This is a genomic window from Roseburia sp. 499 (assembly GCF_001940225.2).
Taxonomy (GTDB): Bacteria; Bacillota; Clostridia; order Lachnospirales; family Lachnospiraceae; genus Petralouisia.
In genome coordinates this window covers 808795-828633 of the sequence record NZ_CP135164.1, presented here as the reverse complement: position 1 = coordinate 828633, position 19839 = coordinate 808795, and the positions used below count along the sequence as shown (strand labels likewise).

General features: G+C 39.2%; 21 protein-coding genes. 1 reads left to right on the top strand and 20 read right to left on the bottom strand.

Going from position 1 to position 19839, the window contains the following annotated elements:
- The first annotated feature begins 15 nt into the window (after nt 1-15).
- Nucleotides 16-1377: an MATE family efflux transporter gene (locus BIV20_RS04190; RefSeq protein WP_075718404.1), complete on the top strand. Its 1362-nt coding sequence runs from the start codon at nt 16-18 to the stop codon at nt 1375-1377.
- Between the two features lie 97 nt (nt 1378-1474).
- On the opposite strand, the gene cobA is transcribed toward BIV20_RS04190, so the two are convergent.
- The 20 genes from cobA to cobT all read right to left on the bottom strand — a co-directional run bounded on the left by cobA (nt 1475) and on the right by cobT (nt 19836).
- A complete protein-coding gene (gene cobA / locus BIV20_RS04185; protein ID WP_075718402.1) occupies nt 1475-2959 on the bottom strand; it encodes a uroporphyrinogen-III C-methyltransferase in 1485 nt (494 codons plus the stop codon).
- Nucleotides 2956-3837, bottom strand: a complete 882-nt coding sequence (hemC, locus tag BIV20_RS04180) for a hydroxymethylbilane synthase (RefSeq protein ID WP_075718400.1) — start codon at nt 3835-3837, stop codon at nt 2956-2958. The genes cobA and hemC overlap by 4 nt, the downstream gene beginning before the upstream one ends.
- Nucleotides 3834-4298, bottom strand: a complete 465-nt coding sequence (locus BIV20_RS04175; protein WP_075718398.1) for a precorrin-2 dehydrogenase/sirohydrochlorin ferrochelatase family protein — start codon at nt 4296-4298, stop codon at nt 3834-3836. Before BIV20_RS04175 ends, hemC begins: the two co-directional genes overlap by 4 nt.
- A gap of 49 nt (nt 4299-4347) precedes the next feature.
- Nucleotides 4348-4833: an NAD(+) diphosphatase gene (locus BIV20_RS04170; protein ID WP_075718396.1), complete on the bottom strand. Its 486-nt coding sequence runs from the start codon at nt 4831-4833 to the stop codon at nt 4348-4350.
- Nucleotides 4834-4849: 16 nt separating this feature from the next.
- Entirely contained in the window at nt 4850-5335 is a 486-nt protein-coding gene (locus BIV20_RS04165) for a GNAT family N-acetyltransferase (protein ID WP_075718394.1), read from the bottom strand.
- 22 nt (nt 5336-5357) lie between these two features.
- Nucleotides 5358-6584 (bottom strand): glutamyl-tRNA reductase, encoded by a 1227-nt coding sequence (hemA, locus tag BIV20_RS04160; RefSeq protein WP_075718392.1) that lies wholly within the window; start codon nt 6582-6584, stop codon nt 5358-5360.
- Nucleotides 6574-7209: a precorrin-8X methylmutase gene (locus BIV20_RS04155; RefSeq protein WP_075718390.1), complete on the bottom strand. Its 636-nt coding sequence runs from the start codon at nt 7207-7209 to the stop codon at nt 6574-6576. Before BIV20_RS04155 ends, hemA begins: the two co-directional genes overlap by 11 nt.
- Before the next feature lie 11 nt (nt 7210-7220).
- Nucleotides 7221-7754, bottom strand: coding sequence for a cob(I)yrinic acid a,c-diamide adenosyltransferase (locus BIV20_RS04150; protein WP_075718388.1), 534 nt, complete (start codon nt 7752-7754; stop codon nt 7221-7223).
- Nucleotides 7744-8049, bottom strand: a complete 306-nt coding sequence (locus BIV20_RS04145; protein WP_075718386.1) for a Dabb family protein — start codon at nt 8047-8049, stop codon at nt 7744-7746. Before BIV20_RS04145 ends, BIV20_RS04150 begins: the two co-directional genes overlap by 11 nt.
- Nucleotides 8050-8193: 144 nt before the next feature.
- Nucleotides 8194-9540, bottom strand: a complete 1347-nt coding sequence (locus tag BIV20_RS04140) for a methyl-accepting chemotaxis protein (protein WP_242939778.1) — start codon at nt 9538-9540, stop codon at nt 8194-8196.
- Nucleotides 9541-9605: 65 nt separating this feature from the next.
- Complete coding sequence (locus BIV20_RS04135; RefSeq protein WP_075718384.1) at nt 9606-11102, bottom strand: cobyric acid synthase; 1497 nt, start codon at nt 11100-11102, stop codon at nt 9606-9608.
- A 16-nt stretch (nt 11103-11118) separates the two neighbouring features.
- Nucleotides 11119-11766, bottom strand: a complete 648-nt coding sequence (locus BIV20_RS04130; RefSeq protein ID WP_075718382.1) for a Type 1 glutamine amidotransferase-like domain-containing protein — start codon at nt 11764-11766, stop codon at nt 11119-11121.
- Nucleotides 11767-11779: 13 nt separating this feature from the next.
- Nucleotides 11780-12397 (bottom strand): sugar O-acetyltransferase, encoded by a 618-nt coding sequence (locus BIV20_RS04125; protein WP_075718380.1) that lies wholly within the window; start codon nt 12395-12397, stop codon nt 11780-11782.
- A gap of 29 nt (nt 12398-12426) precedes the next feature.
- On the bottom strand, nt 12427-13473 hold the full coding sequence (gene cobD / locus BIV20_RS04120) for a threonine-phosphate decarboxylase CobD (RefSeq protein WP_242939777.1): 1047 nt from the start codon (nt 13471-13473) through the stop codon (nt 12427-12429).
- A gap of 378 nt (nt 13474-13851) precedes the next feature.
- Nucleotides 13852-14838 (bottom strand): adenosylcobinamide-phosphate synthase CbiB, encoded by a 987-nt coding sequence (gene cbiB / locus BIV20_RS04115; protein WP_075718378.1) that lies wholly within the window; start codon nt 14836-14838, stop codon nt 13852-13854.
- A gap of 25 nt (nt 14839-14863) precedes the next feature.
- On the bottom strand, nt 14864-17056 hold the full coding sequence (locus tag BIV20_RS04110) for an alpha/beta hydrolase family protein (protein ID WP_075718376.1): 2193 nt from the start codon (nt 17054-17056) through the stop codon (nt 14864-14866).
- Between the two features lie 28 nt (nt 17057-17084).
- Complete coding sequence (locus tag BIV20_RS04105; RefSeq protein ID WP_075718374.1) at nt 17085-17465, bottom strand: bifunctional adenosylcobinamide kinase/adenosylcobinamide-phosphate guanylyltransferase; 381 nt, start codon at nt 17463-17465, stop codon at nt 17085-17087.
- Between the two features lie 15 nt (nt 17466-17480).
- On the bottom strand, nt 17481-18242 hold the full coding sequence (gene cobS / locus BIV20_RS04100) for an adenosylcobinamide-GDP ribazoletransferase (RefSeq protein WP_075718372.1): 762 nt from the start codon (nt 18240-18242) through the stop codon (nt 17481-17483).
- Nucleotides 18229-18774, bottom strand: a complete 546-nt coding sequence (locus BIV20_RS04095) for a bifunctional adenosylcobinamide kinase/adenosylcobinamide-phosphate guanylyltransferase (RefSeq protein ID WP_075718370.1) — start codon at nt 18772-18774, stop codon at nt 18229-18231. Before BIV20_RS04095 ends, cobS begins: the two co-directional genes overlap by 14 nt.
- Before the next feature lie 9 nt (nt 18775-18783).
- Nucleotides 18784-19836, bottom strand: coding sequence for a nicotinate-nucleotide--dimethylbenzimidazole phosphoribosyltransferase (cobT, locus tag BIV20_RS04090; protein WP_075719164.1), 1053 nt, complete (start codon nt 19834-19836; stop codon nt 18784-18786).
- Nucleotides 19837-19839: the final 3 nt, after the last annotated feature.

Here is a 19839-nt window from a genome sequence, read left to right as displayed (position 1 = left end):
CTAGGAGGCGGGTTTATGAAGGAAAGATATGTATGCGATATGACAAAAGGAAATGAAGTAGGATTGCTCTTAAGATTTGCGCTTCCTATGTTGGTAGGAAATATCTTTCAACAACTTTATAACATGGTGGATTCCATTATTGTAGGTAAATTTGTAGGATCTAATGCACTTGGTGCTATAGGTGCTGTAGGAAATCTAAACTTTTTATTCTTTTCCCTCTGCCTTGGTCTGACTTCCGGAATTGGTATTTTAATTTCACAGTTTTTTGGTGCCGGGAAAGACGAATATGTAAAAAAAATCATAGCAAACTCTGTTTACATTATTACGGGAACAGGAATTGGAATGAGTATAATAAGTATTGTATTTGCAAGACCTATTTTGACTCTTATGAACACACCACCGGAAAACATGGAGGACGCTGTCATCTATATGCAGATTGTATGCGGAGCTACTGTTATTGTAGCACTTTATAATGGAATTTCCTCTATTTTGCGTGCTCTTGGGGACTCCAAGACACCTCTTATTTTTCTGATTGTAGCAAGCTTTATAAATGTAGGATTGGACCTTTTATTTGTACTGGTTTTCCATATGGGCGTAGCCGGTGCTGCTTGGGCAACTGTCATTGCACAGTTTCTTTCTGCGATTGGTTCTATCCTTTTTGCCCTTTGGAAGAATCCATATATGAAGTTAAAAAAACACCACTTTGTAATGGAGTCTGATATCGTAAAAAAGAGTTTTCAAATTGGCCTTCCGGTAGCCGGTCAAAATGCACTGATTGCCTTTTCCTGTGTGGCTTTACAAAGTGTCGTAAATAAATACGGTGCAACTGTAATGGCAGCCTATACTGCAACCAGCCGCGTAGAACAGTTGGTACAGCAACCATTTGGTTCTCTTGGGACCGCAGTATCCACCTTTGCCGGTCAAAATGCAGGTGCAGGAAAGTATGACCGTGTCAGCACCAGTTGTAAAAAGAGCACCTTTATTGTTCTGATTTTCAGCCTGCTGATGATTGTAGTCATGTTTTTGTTTGGAAAACCTATTGTAAAACTGTTTGTAGATGATCCGAACATTATCGAAATCGGTGCCAAAGGACTTTGTATCACCAGTCTTATGTACTTTGCCTTAGGTATGATTTACGTTACGCGTGGTATGTTAAATGGTGTAGGTGATGCTGCCTATGCCATGATAAATGGTCTTACCGAAGTAGTAGGACGAATCGGCTTTGCTTATCTTTTGATGGCAATTCCGGCTATCGGCATGTGGGGCGTATGGTACACCAATGGCCTCACCTGGATTCTAGCCGGAGCTGCCGGAGTCATCCGATTCTTCCAGGGAAAATGGAAAACTAAGTCTGTGGTAGACCGGGCAGTATCTTAATTACTGCTATGTCTGTGTAAATCAACGGATTGGCATATACAAAAAGAGGTTAATGAACACATCTACTAAATTCATTAACCTCTTTTTCATTAACATTTTATCTGTCAGTATAATTCTGAATACAGCATTCTACCAAACTATCAATTGTAGCTTCTTTTGCTGTCACTGTTCTCATTCCAAGTGCTTTCGCAGTCGCTTCTGTCTGCTTTCCGATGCAGACTGCCGATATCTCTTTTATATCTAAATTCTGTATTGCCTGTGCAAACCCTTTTACCGTAGATGCACTGGTAAATACCGTCATATCCACATGCTCCGGCTCAAATCTTGCTGTCTCATATACGGTTTCATAAATTGGCAAATCCGTAATCTCAGCCTTTGTTCTCTTTTCTATCTCCTGAATCAACTGCTGATTTCCTTCTGCTGCTCTTGGAATCAAAATCTTTTCTCCATCTTTTGCTGTTTCTCCCAATAAAATGCCCAAATGCTCTCCATCATAAATTTCCGGTACCAAGTCGCAGATTAGTCCTCGTTCTTCCAGTTCTTTTTGAGTTCCCTTTCCAATCGCTGCAATTCTGGCCGTACCAAGAGAACGAATATCCATTCTGCATTCTCTTAGTTCATCAAAAAATACTTTTACTCCGGCAGGAGATGTGAATACCAAATAGTCATATTCTCCCAGTCTTTCCAACGTGTTTTTTAGTGATTTATTTTCTGAAATGGGAACCGTCTTTATCGTAGGCATTTCCACAACTTCTGCTCCATTTTCCCGTAATTTTCCACATAAAGTTCCACTTCGTTCCTTTGGTCTGGTGACAAGAATCCTTTTTCCAAACAATGGTTTCTTTTCATACCATCCAAAACTGTTTCCAAGTGCACATACCTTTCCTACTACGATGATTGCCGGAGTCTGTATGCCTTGCTTTTCTACTTCTTCTGCTAACGTAGATACCGTAGCAATGATTTTCTTCTGCCCTGCAGTTGTTCCCTGCTGCAAAATTGCCGCCGGCATATCTGATTCCATTCCAGCCCCAAGCAGTCCGTTACAAATATCAGAAAGAGCAGACACTCCCATCAGGAACACTAATGTCCCATTGAGACGCACTAATGCTTCAAAATCCAGTTTCAGCTGTTCGCCCTGTCTTTTGTGCCCTGTAATAATATGCAAGGATGAAGTAAAATCCCGATGTGTTACAGGAATTCCATTATATGCCGGAACAGAAATAGCAGAAGTAACTCCCGGTATAATTTCAAATGGAATATCATTTTCTACTAACAATTCTAACTCTTCGCCACCGCGCCCAAATAAGAAAGGATCTCCTCCCTTTAAGCGCACCACCTGTTTTCCTTCTTGTGCCTTTTTCAGTAATACCTGATTGATTTCTTCCTGCGGCATGGTATGATTACCAGCTCGCTTTCCCACATCAATCGTTTCCGCTTCCTGTGGAATCAATGCCAGAATTCCGGCACCAACTAATCGATCATATACTACTACCTGAGCTTTTTCCAATATTTCTTTTCCTTTGATGGTAAGAAGTCCCACATCGGAAGGACCGGCTCCTACTAAATATACTTTTCCTATCATATTTTTTCCTCTTTTAATTGTCTTGCTAATTTTGCTCCTAATTCTTCTGCCTCTTTCATGTTTCCCTCTATCTGTCCGGTCACATAATCACTGCTTCCCTCTACGGCATATAATCCAGTCAATCTTAACAGTCCATTCTCTACCACCGCATATGCTGCAATAGGGGAACTGCATCCACCATTCAATGTACGCACAAAGCTTCTCTCTGCCAACGCACAATAGGTACTTTCTTCATCATAAAACTCTGTCAAATAGGAATAGTCTTCGTTCTGTCTTCCCTGTAACGCAAGAATCCCCTGTCCTGCCGCAGGAATCATCTCATCTGTGGTAAAATATCGGCTAATGCGTTCTTCTAATTCCAAACGTTTTAATCCGGCTGCTGCAAGGATAAGTCCGCTATATTCTCCTCTATCTAATTTTTCCAAACGGGTCAACACATTTCCACGGACACTTTTGACATCCATATCCGGAAAGATTTTCTTCAACTGAATGATTCGTCTAGCACTGGAACACCCCAATGGCAAAGTTTGATCCAATTCCTTTTTCCCTTTCGGAAGTACTAATACATCTCGTGGGTCTTCCCTTTTTGAAAAACCTAATAACGGCAATTCTTCTGAGACTTCCATTGGCATATCTTTTAAGCTATGCACAGAAATGTCACTGCGTCCCTCTAAGAGTGCCACATCCAATTCCTTGACAAATAATCCTTTTCCACCTATTTTATCTAGTGTTTTATTTAAAATTTTATCTCCGGTAGTCTTCATTTTTACTAATTCCGGTACTATCTCTTTGCAGTTTTTTCTAATATAATCTGCAACCATTTCTGCCTGAATCACAGCAAGTTTACTTTCTCTGGTTCCGATTTTTGTCGTTTTCAATATTTTTCTTCCTCCAGCAATTTTCGAATCTGTTTTGTTACTTCTGCCGCTTTTTTATGATTCTTCCCATTTGCAGTAACTCCTACCGTAATGTCTCCCTGCTGTACTACTCCCGGAAAGAAAAAGTCACACATTTCCTTATCAGAAGACACATTTACCATAATTCCTTTGTGGCGACATTCACGGAAAATAATGGTATTTACTCTTTCATCATCTGTTGCCGCCAATACAAAATCCGGTTTTTGCAACTCACTTGGTTTATATTTGCGATATTCTAAAGTAAGATTATCCTTCTCTTTCGCAAGTTCCTGCAATTCTTCCGAAATTTCCGGTGCCGCTACCCGTATTTTAGCACCATAAGGAAGTAAGGATTTCACCCTCCTAGTGGCAATGGCCCCTCCACCAAAAACGACGATTTCTCTTTCTTTTAAATTAATAAATAATGGAAAATATGTATTCATATGTGCTCCTGCTCTCTCCAAAATTCTTTATAGCGAATGCATAATTAACTTATCCTAACACTTCCTTCACTAACTGCCAAGCGATGCTTCCTTCCCTTAATTTGTCCAAAGCATTTTCATACGCTACCCATTCTGCTGCATCCACCTCTTGTGACAACTGAAACTCTGCTTTTTTTACCTCTACTTTAAACCCAAGCATCAGCATCTCTTTTTTCTCATACACATAGCTACGAATATATTGTAAACGCAGTACATCCAACCCAAGTTCTTCCTTTACCTCTCTTTTTACAGTTTCCTCTGCACTTTCTCCCAACTGCATGATTCCGGCAACACATACATGTTTTGTAGTAGAAACATACTCTTGTCGCAGTAAGACAATCTCATTATACTCATTTACAACTGCACAGATAATGGATGTGGTGAACATATCCCATAAAGGTGTTTGACAGTTATTACAATAAGGAATGAGTCCCTCGTCACCAATTTCTTTTTTTACCAGTTTTTCTCCGCAATGCGGACAATATATAAAATGCATCTGCCTTCTCCTTGTTCTATATTTCTTTTTTATACAAACAAATATATTCTGTTGTTCCAGGTTCTAACTCTTTGGTCCCTTCAAAATAAAATCCCTGCTGCTCATAGAACTTTCTTGCATGTTGATTCTTTTCAAGCACCCACAAAAATACGCTGGAAACTTTCTGTTCTTTCGCATGTTCTAAAAAATTGTCCAACAGTTTCTTTCTGATTCCCTGATTTTGAAAAAAAGTATCTACATACAATTCTTTCAATTCCAACTCTTTCCCGCTATCAGAAAAACAATTCCAACTCATCATTCCCTTTACAATTCCATCATCAAACACATATACATCTTTTAAACGTTCTGCATTATCACGATATTCCAATGCAATATCCAATACCTGTATATCATTAAAAGATACTTCATCATTTCGAAATATTGGTCTGTATGCAGTTCTTTTTGCAAATACTAATATCTCCGCCAAACGGGAAGCATCTTGTGGTTGTGCTTTTCTTATCATACATTTTCTCCACTCTTAATATTTATTCATACACCTGTTCTAATATTTCCACACACTGTCTTAAAGTATCTGTATCCACCTGATCTCGCAATGCAAAAAGCAACTTATCCACCACTTTCGCTGTCGTCTGTTCCATCTGTCCACGCAAGACTTCTTTTTCTTCTTCTTTTAACGCAATATGCTTCAATTCCTTTTCCATGCGCCAACAAAATTCCTGCCCCGAGGACTCTCCAATCTGTTGAATCCTCGGTACTAAGTCCCTACTTTCCTGCCAATCATAAAATTCCTTCATATATTGGTTCAAAATATCCTCTGCCTGACGAAGCTGCTGTTTCATCTGCTCTGACTGGTGTTCTAAATGAAAAGAATCTATATCGTATAACTCAATATCTTTTAACGCTCTCAGGTCTTCGTCCATATCTCTCGGCACTGCCAAATCTACATATATCTGAGACTTTTGTATGTTACAGTTCTCTAATTCCTCTTTTGTTATGGTAAGATTCGGACTTGCTGTTGCAGAAAAAACAAAATCACATTCCGGTATATAGCTATAACGTTCTCCATAATTGATTCGCTTTGCTCCCTGCGGAATATTTACTACACCACTGCGGTATTGGCGCACAGTTACTGTCACATCTGCACCTTCCTCCATGAGCGCCTGAGCTGTAATCTTTCCCATCTCACCATTTCCGATAACCAATGCCTTTTTCCCTTCAAAGGTTACTCCCTGTTCTTTCAGAAAATGTATCGCCTGATGTGCCGCGGAAAAGTTTGCCTTATCCATCGGCACCTCTGTCTTCACCTGTTTTCCTGCGGTCACTGCCATACGAAACAGCACTTCCAACACATGATCCATGCATTCCTGTTCTCTTGAAAAAGCTGCTGCTTCCTTCACCTGCGTCAATATCTGGTCTTCTCCCACAATCTGGGATTTCATACCCGCACTCAAGAAAAACAAATGACCAATTGCTTCTTTTCCTTCTCTAACTTTCAGAAATTTTTTGTATTCTTCCGCATTCAATTCCTTCAGACCGCAAATATAGGTAGGCAAATCCAATTCCACGCCCTCAGAAAGACTCAGCCACAATTCCATCCGGTTACAAGTGGAAAGTATCACACACCCTTTTATTCTTTTGTCCTCTTTTATTTTTTCCATGGCAATGGTCATTGCATTCTTAGTAAAAGCAAAACACTGTCTCACATTGATTTGTGCCATGGTAAAATCAATTCCTGCCATCTTAACGTTCATAAATCATGTATAATAAAGCATTCACAATGGCGGCTGCCACGTTACTGCCTCCCTTTCTTCCCTTTGCAATGATATATGGAACATCTAATTCCATAATCATTTCTTTTGACTGAACTACATTTACAAACCCTACCGGAGTTCCGATAATCAGCTCTGGTTTTAACTTTCCCTCCTGTACTAGTTCATAAATCCGTACCAATGCAGTAGGTGCATTTCCTATTACAAAAATAACCGGCTTTCCCAATGCTGCCGCCTTGTCAATACATGCAACTGACCGGGTGGTTCCATTTTCTTTTGCAATCCTTGCCACATCTTCATCTGCAATAAAATTATAAATCTCAACCCCAAGCTTTGCTAATGCATGTTTATTAATTCCCGCCTTTGCCATCTGGGTATCTGTTACAATGCAGGCACCGTTTTGTAATGCAGATAATGCCTGTTCCAACACGCCCTCTGAAAACACCAGATTATCCGCATACTCAAAGTCTGCCGTTGTATGAATCACGCGCTTGATAATGGGTGCATACTTTTCTTCTATTTTTTTGTCTCCCAGTTCTTCCGTAATAATCTCGAAGCTACGCTTTTCAATTTTCTGCGGAAGTACCTGCTCTAATTTTGTCTTCATATTTTTATTCCTTACAACTCTATTCCTTTTCGTGCACCAATTCCCTCATCATAAGGATGCTTTTTCTTTTCCATATAAGTGACATAATCCGCAAGCTCCAGCAACTCTTCTGCCGGATTTCGCCCGGTCAATACTACTTCTAATTCCTGTGGCTTCTCTTGCAAAAACTTTAAAAGAACTTCATGCTTTATCATGTCACTGTTGTAAGCATCTAACACTTCATCCAGCACTAACAGTCCCACATGTTGCTCCATTGCTTCTTTCAGTGCTTTTTCTAAATGAGCGTTATAATACCCTGCCGCCTCCTGTTTTTGCTCCGGTGTCATGCGAAACGTAAATCCAAAGTTTTTTTCACATCGCAAAAGGCAGATATTTTCTATCTGCTCTAAAATGCTTAACTCTCCGGAATCATTTCGTTTCAAAAACTGGGTAAACAGAACTTTTCCTCCGGTTCCGGCGAAACGAATACATAGTCCTACTGCTGCAGTTGTCTTCCCTTTACCATCGCCTTCGTAAATATGAATAAGCCCCTGATTAATACTCATAATCAATGCATGCTCTGCTTTCTCTTACAGGTGTAATATATGCTCCAAAGTTTTTGTGTACCGGATGCACCTGATATTCATTTAATCCTTCAATATTATTAAAATCGCAAACTAATGCTAATTCATAATTACTTTCCGGTGCTTCTGCAGAATTGGTTCTTGCTTCAAAATGTACCAAAGAAGGAATCTCCTGCTCAAAGTTCTTTAAAAGCTCTAATGCTCCTTCCAAATTTTCCTGTGCTGTTTTCCCATTTGCTTCTTCCTTTAATTTAAACATTACAATATGCTTTATCATTTTATTTACCTCCTGGCTTTTATATATTTCACCTTATCTCTCACATTTTAGCACATCTATATTCCTGTCACAATAAAAACAGATGCTTATGATTGTATTATTTTACATCATAAACACCTGTTTTTCCATTTCATACTACAGCTATTATGCCTTATCAATCAATCTAAATCTTCCGACCAATTCATCTAATGATATCGTTTCTGCAGATAATTCCTCACTGGTTGCAGAAGTTTCCTGAGATGCCGCTGAATTCGTTTGTATTACATCACCAATCTGCTTTACTCTTTCTTCTATCTTCTTTACTGAGACTGCCTGCTTATCAGATGAAATCCGAATATTCGCTACTTCTCCAATAATTATATCTAATTCTTCAATCACTCGATTTAAAGATTCAGCCGTCTGGCTTGTTACTTCATTTCCTCGTTCTACTTCTACTTGATTTGCCTCTAATAAATGTCGGGAGGTTTCTGCGAATTTCGCACTATTCTCCGCTAACATACGAATCTGCTCTGCAACAACTGCAAATCCCTTACCTGCCTCTCCTGCTCTTGCCGCCTCAATAGATGCATTCAATGATAACAGATTTGTTTGTGAAGCTATTCCTTCGATTTCTGTAATAACGCTTTCAATCTCATTTGAAGTCGTAGAAATCCGTTCCATGGCTTCCATCAGTTCACGCATCTTATTCTGACTGACATTTGCTTCTCTTCCTACTTCTTTTGCCTTATCGTGTACAATATCTGTAGACTGGCTATTAGCAACAACCTGGTCTGTAACCTCTGCAACATTCTCTACCAGACTTTCAACCGCAACAGCCTGATCTGTAGCTCCCTTTGCCAAATCCTGTGAACTAATTGCAAGTTGCTCCGAACCTGTTGCTACCTGATTGGAAGACTCTCTAATTAAATGAAGTGTACCACTTATACGCTGCACAGTATCTACCAAATTCTCCATAACGGACTCAAATTCTCCTACATATGACTCTTTGCACTGTGATTGTACTGTATAATTTCCCTCTGCAAGCTCTGCCAGAATCTGATTTAAATCAACAACAATCCGATGCAATGTCTCTCCTGACTTTCGAAAGCTTTCTACCAAATTTCCAATCTCATCTTCTGCACCATAGTTCACTTCTACATTGAATACTCCATTTGAAAAATTTTGTGCTACGTTATCTAATTCCTTAACAGGATTTACAATATAGTCTATCAGCAATTTTGCCTGTCGCAAAGTAAGAATAATACTAGCAGCTCCTAACCCCAAAAGAATCACAATGCATATTGCCATAATAGCAACTTCCATTGTGGAAGGCACCAATTTTATTAATATAAATCCTGCAATTGCCACACTAATACTAAGTATATACATACGTATTATCAGCATAATAGTGTCCATCACTTTTTCTTTTATGCTTCTATTTTTAAATATTTCTTCTCTTTTCAAAGTAACCTCTCCTTTATCGTATTTCTTATAAACCATCTTATATCCCATATTATATACACTCATTGTAACATAGTAAAGTTTTTTATAAAACTTTTACAAATTTTACCTAATATCTATAACAGGATTTCATATACCCTATCCATATCTAAATATTTTCTCAGTGTATCTGCTAATAAATCGTACTGTGACTCCTTATGTGCATGGCGATCCACATTTTGCTGTTCTTCCAGATAAATCCCTTTCTTTTCTGCTAAAATCCGCACCAGTTCCTCTGCAATTCCATCTTCATCAAAAATGCCATGCACATAAGTTCCATACACATTTTCAATACATGCTCCATCAGATTTTGAAACCTTTCCTTCTTCCGAAATAATAGAAAAACTTTCTGCTTTTCCATTGATGCTGGTAACCCCCATATGAATCTCATAACCTTCTAGTTTTTTCCCTGAAAGCCTCTGAAACATACCAGAAAACTGCTGAATCTCACCAGATACCCTTGTTCTTGTTTTTTCCACTGTAAATATTGTCTTTGCAGGTAAAAGTCCCATCCCTCGTAACGTTCCCCCTTCTTCTACTCCTTCCGGATCTTCTAGCAGTTCCCCTAGCATCTGATATCCACCACAGATTCCAAAAATTACTGTTCCCTTCTGCTGTGCTTTTAAGATGGCTGCTTCCAGTCCACTCTCCCGCAACCACCTTAAGTCTGCCATGGTATTCTTCGTTCCCGGTAGCAGAATCATGTCAGGATTTCCCAATTTTTCGACTCTGTCTACATACCGCAGATTTACTTCCGCCATTCCTTCTAACACTGCAAAATCTGTAAAATTAGAAATTCTTGGTAAACGTATTACCGCAATATCTACCACACCTTGACTGTTTTTGCGGGCAAATCTCTCACTAAGGCTATCTTCGTCTTCAATATCTACCTGCATATATGGAGTTACTCCTACCACCGGAATTTTGGTCATTTCTTCCAGCATCTCAATTCCCGGATCTAAAATAGTCTTGTCGCCCCGAAATTTGTTAATGATAGTTCCTTTTATCATTGCCTTTTCATCATCTTCCAACAGCATAATCGTTCCAACTAATTGTGCAAAAACACCGCCCCGATCAATATCTCCTACTAAAAGTACCGGTGCCTTTACCATTTTTGCCATACCCATGTTAACAATATCATCCTGTTTTAAGTTGATTTCTGCCGGAGAACCCGCTCCTTCAATTACGATAATGTCGTATTCCTTGTCCAGGTTCTCATATGCCTTTAAAATTTCCGGAATCAACTGTTTTTTATAGGCAAAATATTCACGGGCACTCATATTCCCTATTACTTCTCCATTCACGATTACCTGAGAACCTATGTCATTGGTAGGCTTCAGCAAAATAGGATTCATGAAAACAGATGGCTCTACTCCTGCCGCCTCTGCCTGCACCACCTGAGCACGCCCCATTTCGAGTCCTTCCTTTGTAATATAGGAATTCAATGCCATATTCTGAGATTTAAAAGGCGCTACCTTATAACCATCCTGTTTAAAAATCCGACACAATCCTGCCGCGATTAGACTCTTTCCCACATTAGACATAGTACCTTGTATCATAATTGATTTTGCCATTGATTTCCTCCAAACTTTATGCCTTAGATAATTGTTTTACAACACCATTTTCAATCAAAAAAATATCACCAAAATAGGTTAAGTTATGATTTTCACTGATTATTACGCTGTCATCACACATTCCATAAAGGGAATATTTCTTAGAAACCTCTAATAATTCTTGCGAAACATTCTGACTATCCAAATGAGGTTCTACGGATATATCCACCAACCCTAAACCTTCATATATTATCTGTTCCATATGTTGGCATGTTAGGGAACAAACTGCTGTTTTTCCCATATTAATCGCTCCTGCACTCATACCAATTACAATTCCATCATACTCCTGTATTACCGGTATTAACTCGTATTTTTTGAAATAATCATACTGCACCGGCGTATCTCCACCGGAAAGCCACAACACATCAGCTAATTGTATGGTATCTTTCATTTCTTTTTTCGTCATTCTACTGTCCACAATATGAATATGTTCAAATTCAATCCCTGCCTCCTGAAACATATCAGCGAACATCTTAGAATAATAATCTGTCATATCATGATTTTTTTCAAATTCTGATGCAACCATCACTAAGTGTTCTCGCTTTGCTATTCTCTTTTCTAATTGTTTCACAAACCAATCTGGAAATCCTTTCGGAAACATACTTGTCAAGATATTCGTTCTCATACTTTTCTCCTGTTTACTCCTCAAAAAACTCTTTTTCTATCTTTTTATCCTTAAAATAATATGTCCTATCGTGTTCACTTACTTCCCGAAGTACTTTACATGGATTTCCTGCTGCAACCACATTAGACGGCAAATCCTTAGTCACAACACTTCCGGCACCAACCACTACATTATCTCCGATAGTGATTCCCGGCAATACAACTACTCCCGCGCCAAGCCAACAGTTCTTTCCAATATGTATATGGGCATTATACTGATAGCCTTTCCGGCGAAGCTCCGGATTAATAGGATGTCCGGCAGTTGCTATAGTTACGTTCGGTCCAATCATGGTATAATCCCCTACATAAATATGGGTATCATCAACCATAGTAAGATTAAAATTCGCATAAATGTGACTGCCAAAATGAACGTGTTTTCCCCCAAAGTTTGCATGAAATGGGGGTTCTATGTAGCATCCCTCGCCAATTTCCGCAAACATTTCCTTTAACATTGCTTCCCGCTTTTCCGGTTCCGTTGGGCGTGTCATATTAAAGTCGTATAACCTATCCAGATAACCATTCTGTTCCTTCAGTAATTCCTCGTCTCCCGGATTATACAATTTTGTACTGTGCATTCTCTCTTTGATATCCATATTCCTTCTCTCCCTTTAAATATATTTTATCAAATCAAAATTTCTCGCATTTCTCTCAACAGTGCCTGATTCTCTTCTCTGCTGCGTACTGCAATACGATACCATCCCTCTTTCAATCCACGGAAATTACTGCAATTTCGTATCAGAATTCCCCGCTGTTCCAGCTTTTCATCTAATCCCTGCATTGCATGAAAAAAGATAAAGTTTGCCGCATGTCCATATACTTCCACCGGGAGTTGCTGCAATTCCTGCAGTAAATACTGTTTTTCTTCTTCTACTGCTGTTCTGGTTCTTTCTATAAACTCATTTTCCTTGGTGGCTGCAATTCCTGCTTCCTGTGCGATAACTGATACATTCCACGGCTGTGTTACCTGCTGCATCTTTTCTAACAATCTCTTATCAGAAGACAAACCATATCCAAGACGTATTCCCGGTATTGCAAATATCTTTGTGAAAGCTTTCACAATAAACAAATTAGAATTCTCTTCCAAAAACGGTTTCATAGTAATATCTTCTGCACCTAAAATAAAGTCCAAGAAGCACTCGTCTACCACAAGTCTTGTTCCGGTTTTATTGCATTTTTGTAACAGTCGCAATAAATATTCTCGTTCCTGTATCACTGCTGTAGGATTATTGGGGTTACAGAAAAATACCATGTCTATATCCTCTGCAATTTCTTCCAGAAAATCTTCCTTAGAAAACTTTACTGCCTTTACCTGACAATCCACACTCAAAAGTGCCTGCTCGTATTCCTGAAAGGTAGGAACGGGAATCAGTGCTTTCTTAGGCTTTTCTGCCAATACCAAAGAAAATATCACATCTGCTGCACCATTTCCGCAAATAATCTGTGACTCCTTTACCTTTTCCATTTCTGCCACAGCCTGACACAGCCTAACACTCCCTGGTTGTGGATAATGTACTACCTTGCCTAATGCATGTTTTGCAGCTTCCATGATAGATTCCGGCACTCCCAGAAAGTTAATGTTAGCTGAAAAATCTATAAAATTGGGATGGCTGTAAATATCTCCGCCGTGTTTATGCATGATTTTTCCTTTCTTCTTTCCCTGTTCTTCCATAATGTTATTTTTTATTCTATTACAAATAAACAAAATAAGCAAAATAATTTTACTAAATCACTTTGCTTATTCCACTATTTATCAAAATTACTTTGCTTATTTCGGTAATCACTTTGCTTATTTTTAGTTTAATCTAACTATTCATCAAAATCATTTTGTTTATTCTAAGATAATATCCTATGCCGAAAGCTTATAGCTCGCATAATTCCCAACATTTTTACTTGTCTTTACCGTACCATTTGAACTTTCATAGGTATCTTACTAATTGGTGTTTTATCTGTGCTACATCCTGCTATTCCAAGCATTCCTATACATACTACAATACATGCGATACTTTTAATTCTCATCATTTTTCTCTTCGGACTCCACGATTATACTTTAAAATGAAATATTTGCAAATATCAAAAATATTCGTATTCCCATTACTACCAACGCTGTCAATACAGTAGTCGCATACATAAGCCGATTACTTCTTCTGATATCCAGAAGCTCCACCGTACGTTTTGCATCCCCAATCGTCGGCTTTTCATGCTTTACACCAAAATACCATGCATCTCCTGCCAATTGAACACCAAGTGCTCCTGCCATTACCGATTCCGTCTGCGCGGAGTTTGGACTGGCATGATTATAGCGGTCTCTTTTGAATATCCGAAAGGCTCCTTTTCCATCCATACCACATAAAAATGCGGACAATATCATCATCATTGCACTGATGCGTGCCGGAATAAAATTCACCACATCATCTAACTTAGCTGCCGCAGTTCCCAGATATTGATACTTTTCATTTTTATACCCTATCATAGAGTCCATGGTATTAATAGACTTATAGAAAAATCCTCCCAACGCCCCAAAGATTCCCATAAAAATCAGTGGTGCAATTACGCCATCTGAAGTATTTTCTGCCACGGTTTCTACCGCTGCCTTTATGACTCCTGTTTCATCCAGACGCTCTGTGTCTCTTCCTACAATCATGGATACTGCTTTTCTTCCTGCTTCCAGTCCGTCCTGTTCCAATGCATCTGCCACTTTCATACTCTCTGTTTTTAAAGACTTTGCTGCCAGCATGGCATAACACATAACTGCTTCTAACACCATTCCTACTATCGGATGTATCCAATAAGCTGCATACAATAAAACTGCCGGGATTGCTACTGACAACAAAATAACTACAACTGCCAGTACAATTCCCCCAACACGTTCACCCTTTTTTGTTTTTGGAAAAATACTTCGTACTATCTTTTCCGTCTTTGTAATTATTTTTCCAATTCCAATCACCGGATGCCACCATCCATGAGGATCTCCTAAAATAAAATCCAGAAGAATCCCGAAAAACAATGCAATGGTAGAACAGATAAATAAATCCATTATATTATCAGCCTTTCTTTTATTCCTAGTATTGCGACAATTTTACATTGTCAATTGCTACGTTTCCACTCTTCTGTGAAAATTGCAATGTAATATCCGTAATTCTCGTTACATCTATTCCTTCAAAATCCGTAAACGGAATAGAAACTGTCTGGAACTGATGCTTATATTCTGCGGAACCAAACAAATATTGCAGCTTGTTCAGCCGAACAGGAAATGCCGGATAAACAGCAACATAATCCTCTGCCTTTACACTTGCCTTTTTCCCTTCTGCATCCGTAACAATCACTTCTACCTCTAGAAGCTGCGCTTCTTCCGCTTCAAAATCTTCCTCCAGATTCATAATATCAAATCGTAAACTGTTACTGTTCCATTCTGCCTCCGGCAGAGAAAAAATAATCTGTGGCTCTCCCTGCTGGTCTTCCCATTTTAGGACAACTGCATAATTTTCTCTAGAGCTCCCAGAGGAAAAATCCAACTCTTCTTCCCGCCAGCCATTTACACTTTTGGCCCTTATCTTAACCCCTTCAAGGCTTCCCGTCTCCAGTCTGACATCCTCTTCAAAATTACATAAAGTAACTGCATCAGAGGTAGCATAAGACTGAACATATAAAGTTTGTGGTAGAATCTCCTGATATTTCTGACAATCAACCAGAAGTTCCGTATTGCTGTTTTCTTTATTTTCCAATGTTTTATCTAAAAAAGTCTTTACAAATATTTTTGCTATTTGCTGTTGTTCTTCCTGTGAGAGAAAATTCTCTACATTTAAAATACGATTTATCGGTTCTGAGGAATCATATTTTCCCCATAAAGAATTAAACTGCCCGTGATTTAAACCTGCTACATACAACGAACTCTTGATGCAATCCTTTTTTCCGGTAAAACTAATATTTTCATATTGTCTCATTCCCATAAATGTATCAACATCCTGGTCATTTGCTCCATGTATCAGTAAATAATTCACATCCGTAAGTTCCACTTCCCGGTCAGCCGGCTGATACTGCCCCTCCACCGGTGCTATAGCAATAAGGGACTTAATGGAAAAGTTCCAGGAAAACGTACGGTTTCCATTGTCCGGATAATAACTCAACTCATTAAACAGATATGCTTCTGCAATGGCTTCTCCACCTCTGGAGTGCCCTGCCAATGCAAGATTCTCATAATCCATTTTACCATACAAAAGATTTTCCTTCTGTTCATTAAACTGCTCTACTTGTCTCATATTCTCCAGTAATAGTACTGCTCGTCCGTCATTTTCACCTGACAATCCATTACAAGCATTTTCATCTACCGATACTACCACATATCCATGAGAAGCAAGATACGTTCCCAGATATTCATATCCCATATATGAATCAGTAATCCAATCATGATTTCCATGTATCATAAAAAGTGTCGGACAATTCTCTCTTTCTTCCGGATACCAAATGATTCCGGCCATAGGAACTTCTTTCATAGAATATCCTTGATATTGTTCCTTCAAAAATCCACTTATCCCATCATTTTGAGCAAATCTGCTAATATCTGCCGTTGCAGACAAAACATCTTCTTCACCGGAAGTTCCATAGGTCACAGTTTTCACTGTGTAAGGTCCATTTTCCATGTCCTTTTCAATATCCACTTTTTCCTGTTCCGTTAAGTTTTCTACCGTTGTCAGTTTCTGATACGCTGCAATATAAGTATCCGAAAATCCTCCTATGCAAAGGAGTGCCACAACTGCAATCACTGGTACCCCAGTAAGAAATAGCGTAATAAAAATGGTTTTTGTATGTACTTTATGATGAAAAAGTGCCCAGATACTTTTTAAAAATAAAGCTAGCACCAAACTGAACAGAATAGCAAAAACTGTACTCTCTGTCTCTCCTGCAGCACCAGTCTCTCCTGTCATTACATCTACACACACCAGGCAGAGCAATAACCAACTCAGAAACTCTGTGATATCATTTCGTAACACAAGCTTCGCTATCTTTTTTGCCAACCAGAAAGCAAGAATGGTAATCCCAAAGGTAATCACACTCACTAGTAAACTTCCAACCCATGCAGGCTTCATAAAAGTCCCTGTCATCACTCCCGTGGAAATGCTAAATAACAAAATTGCTATCCAATATAAAAGCTTTCCGGTATTCTTCCAATTTCTTTCCGTAAAATTACAAAAGCGTTGCTTTATACTTCTGCACTTCTCCTTCATCTTTGAAAATAATTCTTTCCTTTTTTTCATATGTATGCTCGACTCTTCTCTTTTGTGACTATTTTAATCTCTTTGAAATTCCACAGTTTACCAAATATACTGCTTCTGCTGTTTCTGCAAGTTGACAGCTAATTCTTCCTACTTTTTCCCGATAACTTCTGTCAAATGCCTCCATGGGTACGACTCCACACCCTAATTGCGTAATTTCCAGAATGACTGTCGGATTTTTCTGTATCAACTCCTGCACCTGATTTTCAGGTACTCCCCCTTCTTCCATCAACCTTTTGATATACAAATGAAAATGTGCAATAATATCTGCCTGTTCTAATTCCTTCTGACTGGCACTTTCTCCCTCCGCAATTACTGGATTCTTCTTTTTACAAAGATTTTTCGCCACCTCCAGTTTTCCCTGATAAGCTCCTCCGGTAATCACTATCATGTCTTTTCCTCCCTGCTATATTAGTTTTTCCACTACAACTACAGCTATCAGTATCATCAATTCACAAATCTGCAAGAAGCATCCTGCCAAGTCTCCGGTGATTCCTCCGAACTTTTCCACAGACATATGATGATACCAGAGAAATGTCAACAATGCTGCGAAGACTGCCACGCTTCCTAGTGGAATACTGAGCCACAACATAATTCCTACTGCAATTAGTCCTTCTAACACCAATACAACTCTTACATGCTTTTTATCTGCGCCATTAGCAAAAGTTGCCGCCAATCCGCTATCCTTTGCACATAGAAATGATGTCACTGCAAATCCACTCAAACATCTGCTTAAGAAAAATCCCGCTGCTACCACCGGAATTCCTTTTTGAGTAATCTCTGATATAAATCCAAAATATGCCAGAAAATATATACAACACACGATAATAGCAAAAGCTCCTGTATGGGAGTCTTTTAAAATTTCCAAACGTCGCTCTTTGGGCTGATAGGAACTTAACGCATCTGCCGTATCTAAAAGACCATCCAAATGAATTCCTCCGGTTATCAGCACCGGAATCAACGTAAGTACCACAGCATACAAAATCTGCCCAACCGGAATTTTTCCTGCAAAATAGCCCCAAAGCCAGAAACATGCTCCTATCACAGTTCCTACCCATGGAAAAAAGCACATGGCATATTTCATATTTTCCTTTTCCCAATCTGCCTTTGGCATGGGTATCTTGGAATACATGGCAAAGGCAATGATACATGCATTAATGTACTTCATGTTTTTCTCCCTTCCAGAACACCGGAATTTTGCAAATAACTTCAATGACTTCATCTGCCTGTTCCGCTAGAAATTTGTGAAGTTCCGCCATCTGACGTAAATACTCTTCTGTCATTTCATCATACGTTATCCCATCTTCAAATACATTGTTTCCTACCACAATCACATCTTTACTTTGCTCTATGAGACGATTTATTCCCGTTTTTATTGCAGATACGGTCTGTTCTTTCCGTCCCTCTGCTGAAAACATCTCATTTGCAGTAAGATTAGACAGACATTCCAACAACACAATTTCCTGACTTTTTACCTCTAACTCTTCCAGATGTGTGTAACACTCCCGGGTGGTAAATCCCTTTCCGTCGCGCATGCGTCGATGACGTTCTATCCGTTTTCCGCTCTCCACATCCATTGGTTCCATAGTTGCCACATAAACAAGTTCTGCATCAGGATTCTCCTGTCTTAGTTCTACTGCCCGCTGTTCTGCATATTCTGATTTTCCACTTCCGCTTCCACCAATGATAAATATTATCATAATTTTCTCCTAATCTAGTGGTACATATTCCTCAATGTCAATCTGAGCAAACGTGCTCATTTTCTCGTAAATATGTACTCCCATATCTAACAATGGAAATAGCGCAACTGCTCCGGTTCCTTCTCCCAGACACATATCACAGGTAAGGCTTGGAGATTTGCCAATTGCCTCTAGCAACATGGCTCCTGCCGGCTCCTTAGATACATGGGAGGCGAGTACATAATCCTGCACCATCGGTTCTATACGAATAGCTACAAGCGCTGCAACACTGGAAATAAAACCGTCTGCTATGACAGGAATACCATAAACAGCTCCGCCTAAATAGACCCCTGCCAATCCTGCAATATCAAATCCTCCCACCTTTGCTAACACATCGACTGCATCCTTCGGGTTAGGTTGATGTTGCTTTATTGCCTTTTTTATTACTTCTATTTTTCGCTTAAGACCTGCACTGTCAAGCCCTGCACCTCTTCCAGTCACTGCTTCTACTGGCTGGCTTAGCAAAACACTTGCTACCGCACTGCTGGTAGTGGTATTTCCAATTCCCATTTCTCCGGTAGCAATTATGTCATATCCCTTTTCTTTCAGCTCTGATACAACCTGAATTCCTGTTTCTATAGCACGTACTGCTTCTTCTCTTGTCATAGCCGGCTCTTTTGCCAGATTCTTCGTTCCATAAGCAATCTTGCGTTTTTCTACCCTTGGCGTATCTACTGCCATTCCAATATCAATTGGTAAAATGTCTGTTCCCGTATCTTTGCACATAATGGCTGCACAAGACTTTTCATCCAAGAAGTTCTCCGCTACAATGGCTGTGACCTCTTGTCCGGTCTGTGTCACTCCTTCTTCTACCACACCATTATCAGCACACATAACTACCAACGCTTTTTTATTCATATGAATTGCTGCCGTTCTCTGAATTCCTGCAATTTGTGTCAAATTTGTTTCAATTTTTCCAAGGCTTTTTAAAGGCTTTGCAATGGAATCCCAACGTTTTTCACATGCCTTCATTGCCGCTTTATCTACCGGTTTTATTTCTTTCACGCACTCTTCTAATGTCATCTT